General features: G+C 33.5%; 17 protein-coding genes. 3 read left to right on the top strand and 14 right to left on the bottom strand.

Annotated features, from left to right (window positions below):
* Positions 1-39 precede the first annotated feature (39 nt).
* The 3 genes from ntrB to ACNQGG_RS05100 all read left to right on the top strand — a co-directional run bounded on the left by ntrB (position 40) and on the right by ACNQGG_RS05100 (position 2,416).
* Entirely contained in the window at positions 40-927 is an 888-nt protein-coding gene (ntrB, locus tag ACNQGG_RS05110; protein WP_417961951.1) for a nitrate ABC transporter permease, read from the top strand.
* A 21-nt stretch (positions 928-948) separates the two neighbouring features.
* Entirely contained in the window at positions 949-1,755 is an 807-nt protein-coding gene (locus ACNQGG_RS05105) for an ABC transporter ATP-binding protein (RefSeq protein ID WP_417961950.1), read from the top strand.
* A gap of 112 nt (positions 1,756-1,867) precedes the next feature.
* Positions 1,868-2,416: a chlorite dismutase family protein gene (locus tag ACNQGG_RS05100; RefSeq protein WP_417961949.1), complete on the top strand. Its 549-nt coding sequence runs from the start codon at positions 1,868-1,870 to the stop codon at positions 2,414-2,416.
* Positions 2,417-2,550: 134 nt separating this feature from the next.
* Here ACNQGG_RS05100 and ACNQGG_RS05095 read toward each other — a convergent pair whose 3' ends face one another.
* The 14 genes from ACNQGG_RS05095 to ACNQGG_RS05030 form a co-directional block, all read right to left on the bottom strand.
* Positions 2,551-2,862 carry a hypothetical protein gene (locus ACNQGG_RS05095; RefSeq protein ID WP_417961948.1) on the bottom strand — a complete coding sequence of 104 codons (312 nt, stop codon included), beginning with the start codon at positions 2,860-2,862 and terminating at the stop codon, positions 2,551-2,553.
* A 362-nt stretch (positions 2,863-3,224) separates the two neighbouring features.
* Positions 3,225-4,703, bottom strand: a complete 1,479-nt coding sequence (locus ACNQGG_RS05090; RefSeq protein WP_417961947.1) for an MFS transporter — start codon at positions 4,701-4,703, stop codon at positions 3,225-3,227.
* Between the two features lie 149 nt (positions 4,704-4,852).
* Positions 4,853-5,512 carry a response regulator gene (locus ACNQGG_RS05085; protein WP_417961946.1) on the bottom strand — a complete coding sequence of 220 codons (660 nt, stop codon included), beginning with the start codon at positions 5,510-5,512 and terminating at the stop codon, positions 4,853-4,855.
* A 127-nt stretch (positions 5,513-5,639) separates the two neighbouring features.
* Positions 5,640-7,451 carry a sensor histidine kinase gene (locus tag ACNQGG_RS05080; RefSeq protein WP_417961945.1) on the bottom strand — a complete coding sequence of 604 codons (1,812 nt, stop codon included), beginning with the start codon at positions 7,449-7,451 and terminating at the stop codon, positions 5,640-5,642.
* A gap of 12 nt (positions 7,452-7,463) precedes the next feature.
* Positions 7,464-8,051, bottom strand: a complete 588-nt coding sequence (locus ACNQGG_RS05075; protein WP_416858059.1) for a DUF4202 domain-containing protein — start codon at positions 8,049-8,051, stop codon at positions 7,464-7,466.
* A 29-nt stretch (positions 8,052-8,080) separates the two neighbouring features.
* Complete coding sequence (gene nirD, locus ACNQGG_RS05070; protein ID WP_416858060.1) at positions 8,081-8,458, bottom strand: nitrite reductase small subunit NirD; 378 nt, start codon at positions 8,456-8,458, stop codon at positions 8,081-8,083.
* A gap of 119 nt (positions 8,459-8,577) precedes the next feature.
* Positions 8,578-11,085: a nitrite reductase large subunit NirB gene (nirB, locus tag ACNQGG_RS05065; RefSeq protein ID WP_417961943.1), complete on the bottom strand. Its 2,508-nt coding sequence runs from the start codon at positions 11,083-11,085 to the stop codon at positions 8,578-8,580.
* Between the two features lie 271 nt (positions 11,086-11,356).
* Entirely contained in the window at positions 11,357-12,400 is a 1,044-nt protein-coding gene (gene arsB / locus ACNQGG_RS05060; RefSeq protein ID WP_417961942.1) for an ACR3 family arsenite efflux transporter, read from the bottom strand.
* Between the two features lie 2 nt (positions 12,401-12,402).
* On the bottom strand, positions 12,403-13,035 hold the full coding sequence (locus tag ACNQGG_RS05055) for an arsenate-mycothiol transferase ArsC (protein ID WP_417961941.1): 633 nt from the start codon (positions 13,033-13,035) through the stop codon (positions 12,403-12,405).
* 17 nt (positions 13,036-13,052) lie between these two features.
* The gene (locus ACNQGG_RS05050) at positions 13,053-13,523 is read right to left on the bottom strand and encodes a DUF6428 family protein (RefSeq protein ID WP_417961940.1); all 471 of its coding nucleotides are present in this window, start codon (positions 13,521-13,523) and stop codon (positions 13,053-13,055) included.
* A 102-nt stretch (positions 13,524-13,625) separates the two neighbouring features.
* Positions 13,626-13,958, bottom strand: coding sequence for an ArsR/SmtB family transcription factor (locus tag ACNQGG_RS05045; RefSeq protein ID WP_417961939.1), 333 nt, complete (start codon positions 13,956-13,958; stop codon positions 13,626-13,628).
* A 245-nt stretch (positions 13,959-14,203) separates the two neighbouring features.
* Positions 14,204-14,587, bottom strand: coding sequence for a hypothetical protein (locus ACNQGG_RS05040; protein WP_417961938.1), 384 nt, complete (start codon positions 14,585-14,587; stop codon positions 14,204-14,206).
* A gap of 55 nt (positions 14,588-14,642) precedes the next feature.
* On the bottom strand, positions 14,643-14,903 hold the full coding sequence (locus ACNQGG_RS05035; RefSeq protein WP_417961937.1) for a heavy-metal-associated domain-containing protein: 261 nt from the start codon (positions 14,901-14,903) through the stop codon (positions 14,643-14,645).
* 705 nt (positions 14,904-15,608) lie between these two features.
* Entirely contained in the window at positions 15,609-17,711 is a 2,103-nt protein-coding gene (locus ACNQGG_RS05030; RefSeq protein ID WP_417961936.1) for a M3 family metallopeptidase, read from the bottom strand.
* Positions 17,712-17,894: the final 183 nt, after the last annotated feature.

The raw sequence follows: 17,894 nt of genomic DNA, 5'->3' as shown, positions 1-17,894 counted from the left end.
GACATTAGAAATACCTTAATTAAACTAAATTTTATTACCATGTCTGATAAAAACACACTAACCATTGATACACTAGATTCAGAAATCAATGTTTCAACAGAGACAAAAAAAAGTGTCACAGAAGAAAATTATAAACTCAAATTAGCATTAAATTCTTTACTTGTAAAATCGAAATCATTGCTTTTGGCAGGTGTAGGTTTGTTCGTTTTTGGCGGATTCTGGAGTTTATTAAGTTATTATACAAAAGATGCACTACCTGGTCCAATAGCTACTTTAACTGTTTTGAAAGAAATGTTAAGCGATCCTTTTTATGACTACGGACCAAATGATAAAGGAATAGGATTACAATTATTCAATTCGATAAAAACAGTATTGATGGGGTTTTTGTTAGGTTCATTAATTGCTATTCCAATTGGAATTTTAATGGGAGCCAGTACCGTTTGTAAACAAATTTTTTATCCAATTGTTCAGCTTTTAAAACCAGTTTCCCCTTTAGCCTGGTTTCCTATTGGTTTGGTGGTTTTTAAAGATACTGGAATGGCAACCATATTTATTGTTTTTATTACTTCTTTGTGGTCTACGTTGATTAATACTTCTTTTGGTGTGGCGTCGATTCCTCAGGATCATAAAAATGTAGCAAAGGCATTTGGATTTTCTAAAATGAGATACTTGACTAAAATTTTAATTCCGTATAGTTTACCTCATATAATTACAGGGTTGCGTTTGAGTATCAGTGTAGCTTGGTTGGTAATTGTAGCGGGTGAAATGTTGTCTGGTGGAGCAGGTATTGGGTTCTTTGTTTGGGACAGTTGGAATGCATTAAGCTTGGAAAAAGTTATATCAGCCATTATCATCATTGGTATTATAGGATTGCTTTTTGACAGATTATTTACTTTCATCGAAAATAAAGTGGCTTATAAAGCTTAATAAAATTTAAAAAATACAACTATGAGTTATTTAGAAATAAAAGATTTGGAAATTTCGTTTCCAACTCCAAAAGGAAAATATGTTGCAGTAACAAATATTAATTTATCCATCAAAAAAGGAGAAATTATCTCTATCATTGGTCACTCCGGTTGTGGGAAATCAACCATCATGAATGCCATTGCCGGAATGCTTATTCCCACAGGCGGAACGGTTGAATTAGACGGAAAAATAATAAAAGGCCCTGGACCAGATAGAGGAATCGTTTTTCAAAACTACTCTCTTTTGCCTTGGATGTCAGTTCATGAAAATATTTTTCAAGCGGTAGATTCAGTAATGGATTGTTCTACGAAAGAAAAACATGAAATTGTGGATAATAATCTTAAAATGGTTAATTTATTGGAACATAGAGATAAATTACCTGGACAATTATCGGGTGGTATGAAACAAAGAGTAGCCATTGCGAGAGCTTTTTCTATCAACCCGGGAGTATTATTGTTGGATGAACCTTTTGGTGCTTTGGATGCTTTAACCAAAGGTACTATGCAAATTGAAGTATTGAAATTATGGAACTTAAACAATAGAGATAAAACTATTGTTATGATTACACATGATATTGAAGAAGCATTGTTTTTGTCAGATCGAATTGTAGTATTAAATAATGGTCCCGCATCAACCATTAGGGAGATTGTAGAAGTTCATTTACCAAGACCTCGAAACAAAATTGAAATAGTAAAAATGCCTGAATATATTGAGCTAAGAGATAAATTATTACATCTGTTAACGGATAAGTTCTCCATTGAAGATATGGATATGGTATATAAAAGTTAATTTTTTTGGTTTGGTTTAATTTGTTTAGTTAATTTAAGAATCCCTGAGGTATTGAGCCATTTCAGGGATTTCTGTTTAAACCCAAAATACTAATTATAAAAAATAAATCGATATGAATACTACAATTTTTGATTTTATAGGCGATCATGCCGGGGAGTGGAAAGTAGCTTCAATGATTGCTTTGAAAGGAGAGCCAATCGAGTCCGTTTCTCACATACAAAAGATTTCAAGTTCTTTAGTTCCGTCTAATAAAGGAATTTGGACCTTAAAAGGAATTGTGAGTAACCTTCGGTATACGGAGAAAGAGGATAAAGACAACTTGGTTGCTATTCAAGAAGATTTAGGCCGCTCAGAAGCTACTTTAGCGGCATTTATTCCCATCCGAAAATCGGAAGCATGGTGGAATTTAGCGCAAGATGAACGTAGAAAAATAATGGAAAATAAATCCCAACATACCCAAATAGGGATGAAATATTTGCCTGCAATTGCCAGGAAGTTATTTCATTCCAGAGACATTGGTGAGCCTTTTGATTTTTTGACTTGGTTTGAATATGCTCCAGCTGATGCCGCTGCTTTTGAAGAACTTTTAGAAACACTTCGAAAAACAGAAGAATGGAATTATGTGGATAGAGAAATTGATATTAGATTGGTGAGAATATAACCAATAATCATAGGGTAAAGAGATGAATTATTTGCGACTGTTATCGCTGTGCATTCTTGGACTTTGAGGTTTTATTTTTCGGTTTCAGACCGATTTCCACTTCCTCAAAAATCGGAGACTTTGTCTGGGCCTAGTTATTTCATTTTCTCAATTATATTTCCATCAAGTCCTGCCACATCTAAATACATTTCGTTAAATTCTTCTGAGTCAACAAATGAAATTCCTCCAAATGGATTTAACTCAATACCATTCAATAAAACTTTAAAATTGTAATTGACACTATTAGCATTTCCATATTTATTAGTAAGTTTTTGAATGTCTTTTTTAAATTTTGTATAGTTTTCATTTGCAAAAAAATTACCACCGATTACGCCCATGCTTTCGTCAATATTTTTAAAATTAGCAAAACCAATTTCTTCATTATCTATAAATACGAATCCTTTCATAAGTTTTTCATAGTTTGATGTATAATATTTCTAAAATGATTTATAACCCATAAATGTATCGCCTTTATAAATCTGAAGTATTTAGTTAATCTCAAATATACTGTTAAATCAAATAGTACAATATCTCAAATTACCATTAAAAAAATCAACCGCAAATTCACAGATTTCAAAGCTGTGAATTTGCGGTTGATTTTTTAGCTTCTACACAAGACGTAAAACCGTAATAGAAAGTGTTACGTCTGTGCATGAAGTAAAAACTTTCTAGAGGAATTGAAAGTTTTGCTATTCTTTTTTAAATGAAGTTTACTGGTTTTATTATTAACAATTTTTTTAACCCAAATAACCCATTCAAAAAAGTATTATTATTTACGTTCCATTTCTCTGGATAACGTAGGTTGTTTTTCGTTCATAATTTTAGTTACGGTAAGATGCATCCAAACTAAACAGATTGCTGAGAATAGCAGGATAAATACCCAAGAGCTTGACCAAATTCCGGTTGCAGTCAATAAATAACTGAAGATAATTGGTCCAAAGAAACCTCCAAGACCACCTATCATACCTACCATTCCACCTACAACACCAACTTCTGTCGGGAAATATTCAGGAATGTGTTTATAAACGGCTGCTTTCCCGATTCCCCAAGAAATACCAATCAGGATTACCAAAACTAAGTATACCCACATGTTAGCTTCAAAATGGATTTGTGTTATTCCTTTTGCTAATAATTCTTTTTTCTTCACTTCTTGGTTTTGTTTTACCACTACTTCTTGCCAAGAGTTTTTGGTTGGGAAAATAGAATTTTCAACTGTTTTTTCTACTTTTTTATTGATTGGAAAATCTTTATCTCCTACTTTTACATTGGTATCAGAAATAGCGGTTATAGTTCCTTTTTTACCAGCCATAACACCTGGACCAGCAGTTGTTATATCCATTTTTGGGACCATCAATAAAGCACTTAATACAACAGAAGATCCTAATACCCAATACATCACTTTTCTAGCTCCAAATTTATCGGATAAATAACCACCAAAAGCGCGAATCACTCCAGAAGGTAAGCTGAACATGGTAGCAAATAACCCTCCCATGACAAGGCTAGTTTGGTATACGTTCATAAAGTTTGGCAACAACCATTGTGAATATGCAACGAAACATCCAAATACTAAGAAGTAATAGGCTCCAAATCTCCAAACTCTCACACTCTTTAAGGATTGAAGCATTTGAGAAACTGTTTTTGTTTGGTTCTCTATTTTTTTGTTTTTTGCAAAAACCAAGAAGACAACACCAATAACTACCAGAGCAGCTCCATATATGATCGGTAATAATTTCCAACCATTTTGTGGGTCTTCTACTGAAAAATGATTCAATAGAGAAGGCGCAAGAAATGTAGTTATCGCAGCTCCAGCATTTCCCATTCCGAAAATCCCCAAGGCTCTACCTTGCCATTCTTTTGGGTACCAAATAGAGGTATATCCAATTCCAACTGCAAAACTGGTTCCTACCATACCAAATAAAAAGCTTAGAAGGGCAAACATGAAAAAACTATCAGCTAAAGGAAGCAGAAACAAAGGAATCGAGCAGAGGAGCAGTAATATGGAGAATACATATTTTCCACCAAATTTGTCAGTTAAAATACCGATTGGTAAACGCATAATAGAACCTGTAAGAATTGGAATTCCAAGAAGCCAGCCCACTTGGACAACACTCCATTTAAAAATTCCATTGTCTACTAGGAATGTTACTAAAACACCATTTAAAGTCCAACATGCAAAACATATAGTAAATGCAAGTGTATTTAAAACCAAAATTTTATGGGATTGGGATAAAGAGTTTGAATTTTTCATAATACTTATATTTTTTACAAATGTAAGTACTAGAACTTAGTGAAAACCTGCGTTTTCGCAGTTTACGTAAAATAATTAAGTATTTATACTTAATTTATATTGATATACGTAGTCTTTAAGGTATTGGAAAGTTTCTTCTTGAAAAAAGGTTATAATAAAGAGTATTCTGTAGCTTTATTAGAAAGTTCCATAAGATTCTTTACTTTCAATTTTTTCATCAAATTAAAACGGTGAACCTCTGCCGTGCGCTTACTGATATCTAAAGCTTCAGCAATTTCTTTATTTCCTTTTCCGGACAGTAAAAGTTTAAGGATTTCTTTTTCTCTTTTGGTTATCATCATTTCCTCGTCTAATGGTTGTTTTGTTTCCATTACCCCAGACGGATTACTAAGTTGACCAATTAATATAGAGGAGATGTCGCCACTAAAATATTTTCCACCATTAGCAATGGTGTGGACTGCTTTAAGAAATTCTTCTTTGCTGGAACCTTTAAGTAAGTATCCATCGGCTCCGGCTTTGATTGATTTTAATACGTACTCTTCTGATTCGTGCATAGAAAGCATAACAATTTTTACCATATTGTTTTGACTTCTTAGTTTTTCTACTACTTCAATGCCGGTCATATTTGGCATACGAATATCTAAAATCAGTAAGTCAGGTATAACGGCTTCTACCATTTTAAGGGCTTCCAGACCATCCATAGCTTCGCCAGCAACTTCTATGTTAACTTCATTTTCTAATAATGATTTGATTCCATCTCTTACAAATACATGATCATCTGCCAGAACAACTCGAATAGTATTACTCATAACTTACTTAATTTTGAAACTTGATTAATTACGTATATTAACCTAAAAATTAAGGCTAAGATACGTATTCTAATGAAATTATTTTATTTGGATTGAAAAAAGAGTAAATTTTGTAAATTTTATAAGATTATATAGGAATATTGAAAGTGATTCGGGTCCCTTCATCTGGAATTGAGTTGATAAAAACCCGACCATTAATATATTGAATCCTTTCTTTCATGAAAAGTAACCCCATTCCGGATTCGCTGTTTCTCTTTTTCTCGGCAGTAGTAATATCAAATCCTTTTCCGTTATCGTCAATTGTAATACTCAAAATAGAATTACTATGCGACAATTGTACAATTATATGCGAGGATTCGGCATATTTAAGAGCATTATTAATGGCTTCTTGAGTCAGTCTGTAGATGTTAATTTCAATTAAAGAATCCAATCGTTTATCAAAATGGGTCTTGTTGTAAAAAAGAATATTCTTTCCTGTCAATTTTGATAATTCCTGAGTCAGTTTTGCAATTGAGGAAACAATGCCATGATCGCTCAATTCCGGAGGCATTAAGTTGAATGTGGCGGTGCGAACTCCTTTTATAATGTCAAGCGATAATTTTTTTAGGTATTCTATTTTTTGGGCAGCTTTTTCTTTATCATCCAGATTGATGCTTTCCAGACTAAATTTTAAACCGGTAAGCATTTGGCCAATTCCATCATGAATTTCTCTGGCAATCCTGTTTTGTTCGTTTTCCTGATTTTCGACAATCTTACTCGAAATAATTTTTTGCTGATTGATTTTATCAGTTACATTTTCGGTATTCAATCGTTCAACTTCCTGTTCCGCTTTCTTACGCTCGGTAATATCAAAACAGATAATCAATAATTCAGATTCTTCTTTTTTTATGGTTACAGGAACCATTGATAAGTCGAGCCAGAGCGATTCCCCGTCTCTATTGGTAATATTGAGTTCTCCTTGCCAACCACTTCGTTGTTTTTCGGCAAGAATCCTATCAATTACGATTTGCTCTTTTTCTATTGGAGTCAAAACCTGAGAAAAGGTCTTGTCCGAAATAAATGGGTTGTATCGCAGTAGTTTTGAGAATTTTTCTCCAATATGAATTACGGTGCCATCAGGGGCAACGCGGCAATAGAGCAACGTATTCTCCATGGCATAATTGAGTGATTTTAATTCTTTAACAGAATTTTCTTTTATTTCACTAATTATTTCGGTGTTATAAGCAAGTTTTAATGCCTTTTTTTCAGAAGATAAAAGTTTAGAAATAAGTTTTTCTACTTTTTGATTTGTAGGTTTAAAGATGAACAAGAATTCGAGTAATAAAACAAATAGCGTAAATACTAAAATTGCATATTCCGTTTTACTTTGGAGTGTCACTTTTTCTAGCGCCTCTTTGTCGTATTCATCAACAATTTGGTTCATTTTAGAAAGAAAAACTACTTGGTTTTCAAGAATGGCTTGTACTAATTTTTGATTTTCGGATTCCTTTGCGTTTAGTTTTTTATTTTCTAAAAAAAAGGTTGTAGCAATAACAATACTGTCAAAATTAGGTTTGATTGCCTTAAATAATACCGAAAGGGTTTTGCTTTTCTCTTTTGGAAAACCAAGACTGTCATTTCCTTTTTCTAAATTAAAATGGGTAGTTTTCCAAAGCGAAAGCGTTTCTTCTATGCTTGTGATTTCCTCATTTTTTTTTGCAGTATCTGTTACGAAATTTAAAATTAAAACCTCTTTCGTCAATTTCTGGCTCAACATTCTTTGTTTTCCCGAAATATTGATTATTCGGGAATCACTCAGTTGGCTGTTAAGGTTGTATTGTATCAACAACTGGCTTAACAACACTGTAATGGCAATAGTTAATAAGGCGAAAAGATACAATCGCCTTAAGTTTTTAAATGAAATAGTATCGATAGATGATCCTTTGGCGCTTTTTGTCATAACGAAATCAGATTACAGTTCAAGAGACTCTTTGATCAATTCAAGATTCGCAGCACTGTAGTTGATTTTTAAGGCTTCCTGCTGTCCTTTTTCAGACATTTTAAGCCAAGTTTTCAGAATGATATTTTTCATTTTTTCCCTGTCGTGTTTGTGTACAAAAGGGTCTAGGTAGTATTCTAGAAAGACTAAGCAAATGACATCTTCTAAAAGTTGTGTTTCCTCGTCTTTTTTAAGTAATTTTTTTTCAATCAGAAAAGAAACTCTGTCGATAAATTCCTCACTGTAGCCCGCTTTTTCTAAAATAACAGCGGTTGTTTTGGCGTGAAATTTTTTCAAATCTTCGCGCCATTTTAAATAACCCACACGATCCATAGGGTAGGATTCCCGTGCTATTTTCCATCGGCAAATGTGTTGTGCTTTAGAGGCTATTTGAACTGATTCTGAAGCATTTGGATGAAAATCCATCAGTCTTTTATACATTCGATTTGAATATAATAATTCCTTTGGATAGGTTATAGATTGGTATGTTTCGTGGTTTGGATCTTGAGCATTCTCTGCATCAATCCATGTACTTGCGTTCTGGAATGGTGTTGTTGTCATTTGAAATGTTTATAATCAAAGATACATAATTATTCCAAAAAGCCAACGAATACTTCATCTTCTACAATTTTTACAGGGTAGGTAGCGATTTTTAAATCATCACCATTCAGATTCGAACCGTCTACAAGAGAAAATGTTTTCTTGTGCATCGGACAAGCTATTTTAGGAATATCGTCAGTAGAACCAATCATTCCTCTTGAAAGCACCATTTCCATTTTATGAGGACATAGGTTTTGACAGGCGTACCATTCGTTTCTGCGGTCAAATTTTATAATGGCAATCTGTTTGTTTTTGTATTTGATACAACCACCACCATTACTAGGGAAATCAGATGTTTTACCTGCCTTGAACCATATTTTTACATCGTTTAGAGAAACGGTTTGGTATTGATTTAGAATATTTTCCATTTGAATAATCTTTTAATTTTTCTTCACTTCAGCCCTCTCCAAAAGAGAGAGGGTTGAGAGTAGAAAGAGTTAATTAGTTGTATATAATGTAGTAGTTGTTTTTATTTAAAAACGGTTGATTACCAAGATTTTGGCATTTTTTGATCTCTTATTGGTACAAATTCAATATTGTCGTCTCTCTCGTCAGAATTGGTGAAATGTCTAAAACGTTTTTGCAATTCAGGATTTTCAATAACCTGAGTCCATTCACATTCGTATGAATCAACCAATCCTTGCATTTCTACATCCAATGCATTAGCAATTCCCAAGCTATCTTCGATTACTACTTGTTTCAAGTAATCTAGTCCACCTTCCAGTTTTTCTAGCCAAGTAGAAGTTCGTACTAATGGTCCTGCTGTACGGATATAAAACATCAAGAAACGGTCTAAGTATTTCAAACAAGTTTCTTTGTCAACCTGTTCTGCAAATAAAACAGCGTGTTTTGGATTTGCTCCTCCATTACCACTGATGTATAGATTCCAGCCTCCGTCTACGGCAATAACTCCAAAATCTTTTCCTCTGGCTTCGGCGCATTCCCTGATACAACCAGAAACGCCACCTTTGATTTTGTGTGGTGAACGCAATCCTTTGTATCTGTTTTCTAATTCAATGGCAAAAGTGGTACTGTCATCCATTCCATAACGACACCAAGTGTTCCCTACGCAGCTTTTTACGGTACGTAATGATTTACCATAAGCATGTCCACTTTCAAAACCGCTGTCGATAAGTATTTTCCAAATTTCAGGCAAATCGTTTAATTCGGCACCAAATAAGTCGATACGTTGCCCTCCTGTAATTTTGGTATATAAATTGTATTTTAGGGCTACTTGACCTAATACGATTAGTTTCTCGGCTGAAATTTCACCACCTGTAACTCTAGGCACGACAGAATACGTACCGTTACGTTGAATATTAGCCAAGAATCTGTCATTTGAATCCTGTTCAACGACATGTTTGTTGGCAGTATCATTATATATACTGGAGAATATAGAAGATAAAACCGGTTTACAAACCTCGCATCCGTCTCCTTTTCCTACAGTACCTAATACCTCATTGTGATTGGTAAATTTGTTGATTTTTACGATATCATATAGTTCTTGTCTGCTATAAGCAAAATGCTCGCAAACCACATCTTTTACTTCTTTTCCTAATGATTTTTGGGTTTCTTTTACTAAATCTACAACCATTGGTTTACATCCACCACAACCCGTTGTTGCTTTGGTCAATTTGACTACATCTGAAAGAGTTTCGCAAGTACCGTCTGTGATAGAACAGCAAATACTTCCTTTGGTAACATTTTCACAAGAACAAATTACGGCAGTGTCCGGCAAGTCCATTGCGCTTCCCATAGTAGAACTTTCTCCTCCTCTTGAACCCAAAATCAAATCTTCTGGATTTTTAGGCAATTTCATGGCGTTGCTATAAATTTGGAACAATCCATTATAATCACTTGAGTCACCTACCAATATCCCTCCTAAAAGTGTTTTTCCGTCTTTGGTAACATTGATTCTTTTATAAATTCCACTGAATTTATTTTCGTAAACAATGGCGGTTACGTCCTCATTTTCTATAAAAGGATCACCAAAACTCGCAACTTCAACACCAATTAATTTTAATTGTGTAGACATATCGATGGTTTCCCTCATCGTTTTTGCCCCTTTCATAATTTGTTCAGCGGCTACATCGGCCATTTCATATCCAGGAGCTACAAGACCATAAATCATATGATTGTAAAGTGCTACTTCTCCGATCGCATAGATATAAGGATCAGAAGATTGCATTTTATTGTTTACTACAATTCCTCCTCGTACGCCTACTTCAAGTCCGGAAACTCTTCCTAGTTCGTCCCGTGGTTTAATCCCTGCAGAAATTACTAACATGTCTACTTTTAGGAGTTTTTCTCCTTCAAACATCATTCCTGTTATGGTATCTTCACCAGCAATATATTGTGTTGATTTGTTAAGGTGAATGCTAATGTTGAGTTCCTCAATTTTTGATTGCAACATATCACTCGCACCTTTATCAAGCTGTCTTGGCATCAATCGAGGAGCAAATTCCACTACATGTGGATTTAATCCTAAATCATATACCGCTTTAGCGGCTTCAAGTCCTAATAATCCACCACCAAGGACGGCAGCTTCAGTAGCACCATTTTGCTTTATTTTCTTGGCGTAAGCCATTATTGCATCTAGATCTTCAATAGTTCTGTATACAAAAACTCCTTCTTTATCTACGCCTTCAATAGGCGGTACGAAAGCAGCTGAACCTGTAGCTAAAACTAAATAGTCGTAGGCATGCGTTTTTTCTAAATGGGTATGTATTGTTTTTTGCTCTCTATTAATATCAGTGATTAATTCAGAGGTGTTTAGGATTATGTTGTTTTCTTCATACCAATTTGATGTTGATAATGATAAGTCGTCAGCGCTTTTACCCGCAAAGTATTCACTCAAGTGAACTCTATCGTATGCGCGTCTTGGTTCCTCTCCAAATACGGTGATTTGATATTCTTCTTGTCCTGATTTTGCAATGAATTTTTCACAAAATTTGTAACCTACCATGCCGTTTCCGACTACTATTACTTTAATCATAATCTCATTAATTAAGTATTATTACGCAAATATAAGTATTAATACTTAATTTAGATACTTAATTGTGTGTTTTTGAAATTAATTAGTAATTATTCAAAAAAGGGTGTTTTAAATAGGGTATTTATAATTAAAGTCCTGTTTTGTTAAAAAAAATATTCTGTATTTGGGGGGTCATTTAATATTTGGATAAAAAAAGCTCCCAAAAAAGTGTTTGGGAGCTTTGAGTTAATTTAAAACAGTGTACTTATATTTTAAAATTTTTATTTTAAAATTACTTAGATTGATAGTATTTTTTTCTTAACCAAAAAGCCACATTTACTAAAATTATCAAAGCCGGAACTTCTACTAATGGACCAATAACTCCAGCAAATGCCTGTCCGCTATTGATGCCGAAAACTCCAATGGAAACTGCAATTGCCAATTCAAAATTATTTCCCGATGCGGTGAATGAAAGTGCTACAGCATCTCTATAATTGGCTCCGATTTTTTTTGAAACAAAAAACATCAGGAAAAACATAATGGTGAAGAAAATCACAAGCGGAATAGCAATTCGAATTACATCCAGTGGTAGATCAACAATCATTTCGCCTTTTAAACTGAACATGACTACGATTGTAAAAAGTAAAGCAATCAACGTAATTGGAGAGACAAAAGGAATAAATTTTTGATTGAACCATTTGTCGCCAATGTATTTCTTGATGGCATAGCTGCTAATTACTGCTAATGCAAATGGAATTCCTAAATAAATTCCAACTGTCGTGGCAATTTGTTCAACCGTAATATTTAATTCCAATCCTTTTATTCCGAATAATGGTAACATGATTTCCAAATAGAAATAGGCATATAAACCAAAAAAGAACACTTGAAGCAAACTATTAATTCCAATTAATCCAGCGGTTAATTCTCTATTTCCCTCGGCTAATTCATTCCAAACAATTACCATCGCAATGCAAGGCGCAATTCCAATTATGATTAAACCGGTCATGTATTCCGGATAGTCTTTCAAAAAGAATGTTGCTAATAAAAACATTAAAAACGGACCGAAAATCCAAGTGATTAAAAAAGAAGTGGTCAGTAATTTTGGCTTTTCAAGCATTAAAGAAATTTTTGAAAAATCAATTTTAGTCAATGGAGGATACATCATTACTATTAATCCAATTGCCAAAGGAACATTTGTCGTTCCGCTTGAAAAGGAATTGATAAAACCACTGCTTGACGGAATAAAGTAACCAATGGAAACTCCAATTATCATTGCCAGAAATATCCAAAGGGTAAGGTAACTATCGAGAAAGTTTAATCTTTTTTTAGAGGCCATTATTATGATTTTATTTGGGAGAATACGTAGCACATTTCAGTTGCAATTTGTAAACTGCGTTCCTGATATTTTTTTGCTTGTTGTGGTGTATTGTCAAATGCTTTTGGATCTTCAAATGTGATTGGAATACGCTTTTCAGCACCAGCGATAAACGGGCAACCTCCATGTGCTTGGGAACAAGTCAATATTGCTGCAAACTCACTTTGGGGGTTAAAATCGTCATCATACGTTTTTGAAAAACCAATAACGGGATATTCATTGTCGGAATATTTTATGGCATAAATTGGATTATTCCCTGATGCAATAGTTTTAATTTTAAAGCCTGATTGTTCTAGTGTTTTGGCAGCCATGGGAAATAAAGCCGTTGCTTCGGTACCTCCAGAATAACAAAATACATTTTTGATATTGAAATACGCCGCTGCTGTTTGTGCCCAAACTTGCGATAAATGGCTTCTTCTGGAATTGTGTGTGCAAATCAAATTCAGCCTAACTTCTTGTTGGTTAGTAACTTTTTGTTGAATAAAATCAATAAGTGGTTGCAAAATAATTTTGCGTTCTGGTGCGATGGTTTCAAAATCAAAAGCAGAGATTACCTTTTCGATTTCTGGAAATACGATAGTTTTTGTTAAAGTCATTTTATAGTTTTAAAAAATTAGCAACAGCCTCCTCCAGGAGTACAACAGCTTGATTGCGCTTGGATTTCAGATAATTTTACTTTTTGTTTTTCTGCAGGAATGCCACATTGATCTTGTGCTAAACAAGCGGTTTGTTTGTTTAAAAGAGTGAATGCTGATCCGTTGAAACCAATATCGTATTTTCCAATAGTTTCACCTTGATATTCGACTTCAATTTCGGAATCTTCTATTCCTAACACTTTTTCTGAAAGAGCGATGATGTCTAAAAGTTTTTGCGGTTTTAGGCGGTGTTCGAAGTCATTGGCATCCCATAATTGGAAATTTACTACGGTTTCTTTTCGAACTTTTCCACCGCAATCAATAAAGTTTTTAGTGATTAAACCCACTTCGGTTACGTGAAAATGCTCTGGAACATAGGTTCCGTTTGGCAATACAAAAGCAACGTTGTCTAGCGTGCTCAACTGTTTTTTAATTTCTGAGAGTTTCATATGAATATAATATTTTGTTTTTTAAAGGATATGATATCGCTATTCCTAAATTATATTGTTTTTTTGAGTCAGGGCGATTTCATGATTCTAGTAATTTAAAAATTAACAACATTGATTCTTCTTATTTTCTAAGTAGGTATTAATGTGTTGAAAGAATCCTTTTATTTTATTAAAACCTTGTTCGTTGAGGCAATAGCAAATGGCATTGCCTTCAAAATTGCCTTTTATAAGTCCGGCATTTTTTAGTTCTTTCAAGTGTTGGGAAACAGTAGGTTGTGCCAAAGGCAGTTCATTTACGATATCACCGCACACACAACTGTTTACTTTTATGAGATGTTCTATTATAGCAATTCGGGCAGGATGCCCTATGGCTTTCGCTAATGTTGCCAATTCGTTTTGCTCGTCTGTGAAATGTTCTGATTTAGTAACTCCCATCGTTATATATTTATATTGCAATATTACGATATTGATATATAAAAACCAATCTAAAAACACTAATTTTTGTTTAAATTTTTATTTGATGCACTGTTTTACTATAGAGCAATACTAGTTGATAAGCATTTTGAAGTTTATGTTTTTAAAGGAAATAGTCTCTAGGTAAAAATTAAAAAATAGTCGATACTAAGACCTCCAAAGAAATAGTTGAAAAAGATGCTTTTAGTTTTTGTAAATCGCCCAATTCACATCCATTTCGATAGAAAATCAATCAATTCTTCTCTCAATTCTTTAAATATTTTTTCAAAAACAGCGATACTTTCTCTATGTTTTTTATGGTCTGAAAATTGTTCATTGTCAATGCCATTAGGATTATCAAGCGTTGCTGCTTCAAGATAGGCTTCGTGACTTTTAATATCATGAGTTAAAATGTCAATCTGTTCCTTTTGAATAATCAGTTGGTTATTAAAATGATCTGCTAAGGAGCGTACCTCATTAGAAGTGTTTTTTTCTGCCACTTCCAAAATTCGGTTATCCATAATTTTAAGTTCATCTTTATAAAAGGAAAGTTTGTTTAACCATGTTTTGTGTTCTTCGTGTAATTGATATATTGTTTTTTTAGTTTCCATTTTTCGTTTTTTTTAAATAGTTTTAGAATAATTGAATCTGCGTTATTTTAAAATATTAAAGCTCAAATATATCTTTTGGAATAGCATGAAAGCCTACTGATTTTACTTTATTTTCAATGTCACTGATAGCTACCATTTTGGAGGTATGCACAGTGAATTCTCTGGGAAAGATTTCAGCATTCAACAACACATCTTTTATTCCGTCTAATTTCAATACGCGGGATTTAATTTCGATTAAATCCACTTCTTCTATAGCATTTGTTCCAAAAATTTGACCGTGATTTCCTGGAATTACATTGTCTTTTAGTGCGCTCATGTTTCTATTTTTTAAAATTAGGAATCTATTTTGGATGTATTTAAGTAAAAAGATAAGTTGTTTAAAGTTAGTGATTTATGTTTTATTAATATGCAAAATGGAATAGAAAAATATCATATTTTGGATTTTAGAATGAATATTCGTTTACAGTGTATTTTAGTAAATCTACTGGTTCTAATGGTCATTTTATCTTTGAAAAATAAATCGGCTTGATATGCAGAACTTATTGTAATGGTAACTTTGAAATCTAATGCTGTCTAACAGCACAATTGCATTTTTGTAAAAAATAACAATTATAGACTATTCAATTTTAATGTATTAAGTAAATATCGTAATAAGCCATAAAAATATTCATTTCAATTACAATGGGTTTATCGGAGACTTTAGAAGATAAATATTATATAAAAGAGGTTGATGCCGATAAAATAAGTATTTATTGCTACTATGATTTGATGGGTGAATTAATGATTACAACCACAAGCATGGAAAAGCCCAAATGTTCTATTCTGAAGGTGTCACCACTGAAACTAAAAACTTATTTTCTTTCTACTGCCATTTTATCGGGGATCCAGTATTTAAGGTAAACAGTTGATTCCTTCAAAAATAGAATTTGGGGTAATTAAAAAGTGTACTGAAACCGTTTTAAAATAGAATATCCTATTCTAAATTAAGGTTTAGAATAGGATATTTTACTTTCAGGAGTAATTAACCTTCGGATGTTTTTGTGGCCTCTTTTTTGTCTAAACCTCTTTTTCTTAGCAAAGGCGCAACGCTAGGTTCTGCTCCACGGAAACGTTTATACAAGACCATTGGTTCTTCGGTTCCACCTTTTTCTAGAATGTTTTTTCTAAATGATTTGGCTTTTTCAGTATTGAATAAATTGGTTGTTTTAAAGACTTCAAAAGCATCCGTGTCCAAAACGCCTGACCAGATGTAACTATAATATCCTGCCGAATAACCGCCTGAGAAAATATGATTGTAATACGTGCTTCGGTATCTTGGAATGATAGACTGTATTAAACCGATTTCGTCCATTGCATTTTTCTCAAAAGTATTCGAATCTATTGTAATTACTGATTTTTGGGTGTGATATTTTAGATCTAAAAACGAAGCTGCCAAATACTCTGTCGTCATAAAACCTTGATCAAAAGTGCTTGATTCTTGCATTTTTTTGATCAAATCATCCGGAATGACGTTTCCAGTTTGGGACTGTTTGGCATACATTTTTAAAACTTCAGGTTCTCCCGCCCAATTTTCCATAATTTGCGAAGGCAGTTCAACAAAATCTCTTGAAACATTTGTACCGGCTAAACTTCGGTACGTTACATTCGATAATAATCCGTGTAAAGCATGTCCGAATTCATGGAAAAAAGTCGTCACTTCGTCAAAAGTCAATAAAGCCGGACTGTTTTCTATTGGTTTAGAAAAATTGCAGACAATAGAAATTACCGGAGCTTGTCGTATTTCGTCAACTGTTTTTTGGGTTCTGTAGGAGGTCATCCAGGCGCCGCCACGTTTTGAATTTCTTGGATAAAAATCCATATATAAAATACCTATGTGTGTTCCATCGGATTCTAAAACTTCCCAAACCTCCACCTCTTCATGGTATTTTGGCACCTCATGTAAAGGTTTGAATTGTAAGCCGTATAAGTTTTCGGTAACTTGAAAAATGCCTTTTCTGACATTTTCTAAACTGAAATAAGGTTTTAATTCCTGCTCGTCTAAATCAAAACGTTCTTTTCGGATTTTTTCAGTGTAAAATCGCCAATCGTAGGGCTTTACCGAATCATTTATTCCGTCTTTTTTCATCATTTCCTGAATATCTGCAGCTTCCGTTTTAGCAATTTCTAAAGCAGGTTTCCATAAATCATTTAAAAGTTTGTAAACATTTTCAGGAGTTTTGGCCATGGTTTCTTCCAAAATATAATGGGCATGCGTCTCATAACCAAGAAGTCTTGATTTTTCCCCACGAAGATTTGCTAGTTTTAGAGCATTTTCTTTATTGTCAAAATCGTCATCATGATTGGCACGGGTTTGATAGGCTTCCCAAATTTGCTGTCTTAAATTTCTATTAGCGCTATATTGCAAAAACGGAATCACACTGGAATTAGACAAAGTAAAAACCCATTTTCCCTCGTTTCCTTTTGATTTTCCCTCGGCAAAAGCGGCAGTAATTAATTCCTGCGGTAATCCGGATAAATCGTTAATGTCTTCAATAACCAATTTGTATGTATTGGTTTCAGCCAAAACATTTTGACCATATTTCAGACAAGTCAGCGAAAGTTCTTCATTTATTTTTCTCAGTCTCTCTTTTTCTGAATCAGTTAAATTTGCTCCGCTTCGTACAAATGCTTTGTATAAATTATCCAAAACCTTAGCTTCCTCGATATTAAGATTTAGTTTTTCTTTTTCATTCCATAGCGATTTTACTTTTGAGAATAATTTTTCGTTCAAATAGATATTGTCATTGTGTGACGCTAAGTTTGGAGCAAGTTGTTTGGCTATATCCTGAAGCTCATCGTTGGTATTTGCGCCATTCAAATTTGAAAATACCATATTGACATTCAAAAGAAATTCCCCAGCGTTTTCCATAGCAAGAATGGTGTTCTTAAAAGTTGGGATGCCAGTATTATCAGTAATTTGATCTATTTGTGTCTGATGTACTTTAATGCCTTCTAAAATAGCGGGTTTAAAATGTTCGTTTCTTATTTTATCAAAAGGCGGAACATTATAAGGGGTATTATAGGACTGAAAAAATGGATTCATTGCTTCATTTTGGTCTTTTTCCTGAGTTTCCATTGGTACCATTTTGTAGTTGTTTGTAAAATATAAAAAAAATAGTTTTTTTGTAAATTTAACAGAATACAACATGATTAGGTAACCGTTGCATGTTATTTAATTTTATTTTAAGAAATTCAGCAATAAAATAATGGTGTTTAAAATATAATGAATTCTCACGGGGGCATGAATTAATTACGGATTAGGAAACTT

It is taken from the genome of Flavobacterium esculini (assembly GCF_048284325.1).
Classification (GTDB): Bacteria; Bacteroidota; Bacteroidia; order Flavobacteriales; family Flavobacteriaceae; genus Flavobacterium.
Note: the sequence above shows the minus strand (reverse complement) of the source record. Positions and strands in the feature narration are given on the sequence as shown.

Bases quoted from the DNA above. Each gene is read 5' to 3' on its own strand.
- arsB (WP_417961942.1), bottom strand. From the start codon at position 12,400: ATGGCCTCTAAAAAAAGATTAAACTTTCTCGATAGTTACCTTACCCTT.
- ACNQGG_RS05040 (WP_417961938.1), bottom strand. From the start codon at position 14,587: ATGGAAACTAAAAAAACAATATATCAATTACACGAAGAACACAAAACA.
- ACNQGG_RS05055 (WP_417961941.1), bottom strand. From the start codon at position 13,035: ATGACTTTAACAAAAACTATCGTATTTCCAGAAATCGAAAAGGTAATC.
- ACNQGG_RS05075 (WP_416858059.1), bottom strand. From the start codon at position 8,051: ATGACAACAACACCATTCCAGAACGCAAGTACATGGATTGATGCAGAG.
- ACNQGG_RS05050 (WP_417961940.1), bottom strand. From the start codon at position 13,523: ATGAAACTCTCAGAAATTAAAAAACAGTTGAGCACGCTAGACAACGTT.
- ACNQGG_RS05095 (WP_417961948.1), bottom strand. From the start codon at position 2,862: ATGAAAGGATTCGTATTTATAGATAATGAAGAAATTGGTTTTGCTAAT.
- ACNQGG_RS05030 (WP_417961936.1), bottom strand. From the start codon at position 17,711: ATGGTACCAATGGAAACTCAGGAAAAAGACCAAAATGAAGCAATGAAT.
- ACNQGG_RS05080 (WP_417961945.1), bottom strand. From the start codon at position 7,451: ATGACAAAAAGCGCCAAAGGATCATCTATCGATACTATTTCATTTAAA.
- nirB (WP_417961943.1), bottom strand. From the start codon at position 11,085: ATGATTAAAGTAATAGTAGTCGGAAACGGCATGGTAGGTTACAAATTT.
- ntrB (WP_417961951.1), top strand. From the start codon at position 40: ATGTCTGATAAAAACACACTAACCATTGATACACTAGATTCAGAAATC.
- ACNQGG_RS05045 (WP_417961939.1), bottom strand. From the start codon at position 13,958: ATGGGAGTTACTAAATCAGAACATTTCACAGACGAGCAAAACGAATTG.
- ACNQGG_RS05100 (WP_417961949.1), top strand. From the start codon at position 1,868: ATGAATACTACAATTTTTGATTTTATAGGCGATCATGCCGGGGAGTGG.
- ACNQGG_RS05105 (WP_417961950.1), top strand. From the start codon at position 949: ATGAGTTATTTAGAAATAAAAGATTTGGAAATTTCGTTTCCAACTCCA.
- ACNQGG_RS05090 (WP_417961947.1), bottom strand. From the start codon at position 4,703: ATGAAAAATTCAAACTCTTTATCCCAATCCCATAAAATTTTGGTTTTA.
- ACNQGG_RS05085 (WP_417961946.1), bottom strand. From the start codon at position 5,512: ATGAGTAATACTATTCGAGTTGTTCTGGCAGATGATCATGTATTTGTA.
- nirD (WP_416858060.1), bottom strand. From the start codon at position 8,458: ATGGAAAATATTCTAAATCAATACCAAACCGTTTCTCTAAACGATGTA.
- ACNQGG_RS05035 (WP_417961937.1), bottom strand. From the start codon at position 14,903: ATGAGCGCACTAAAAGACAATGTAATTCCAGGAAATCACGGTCAAATT.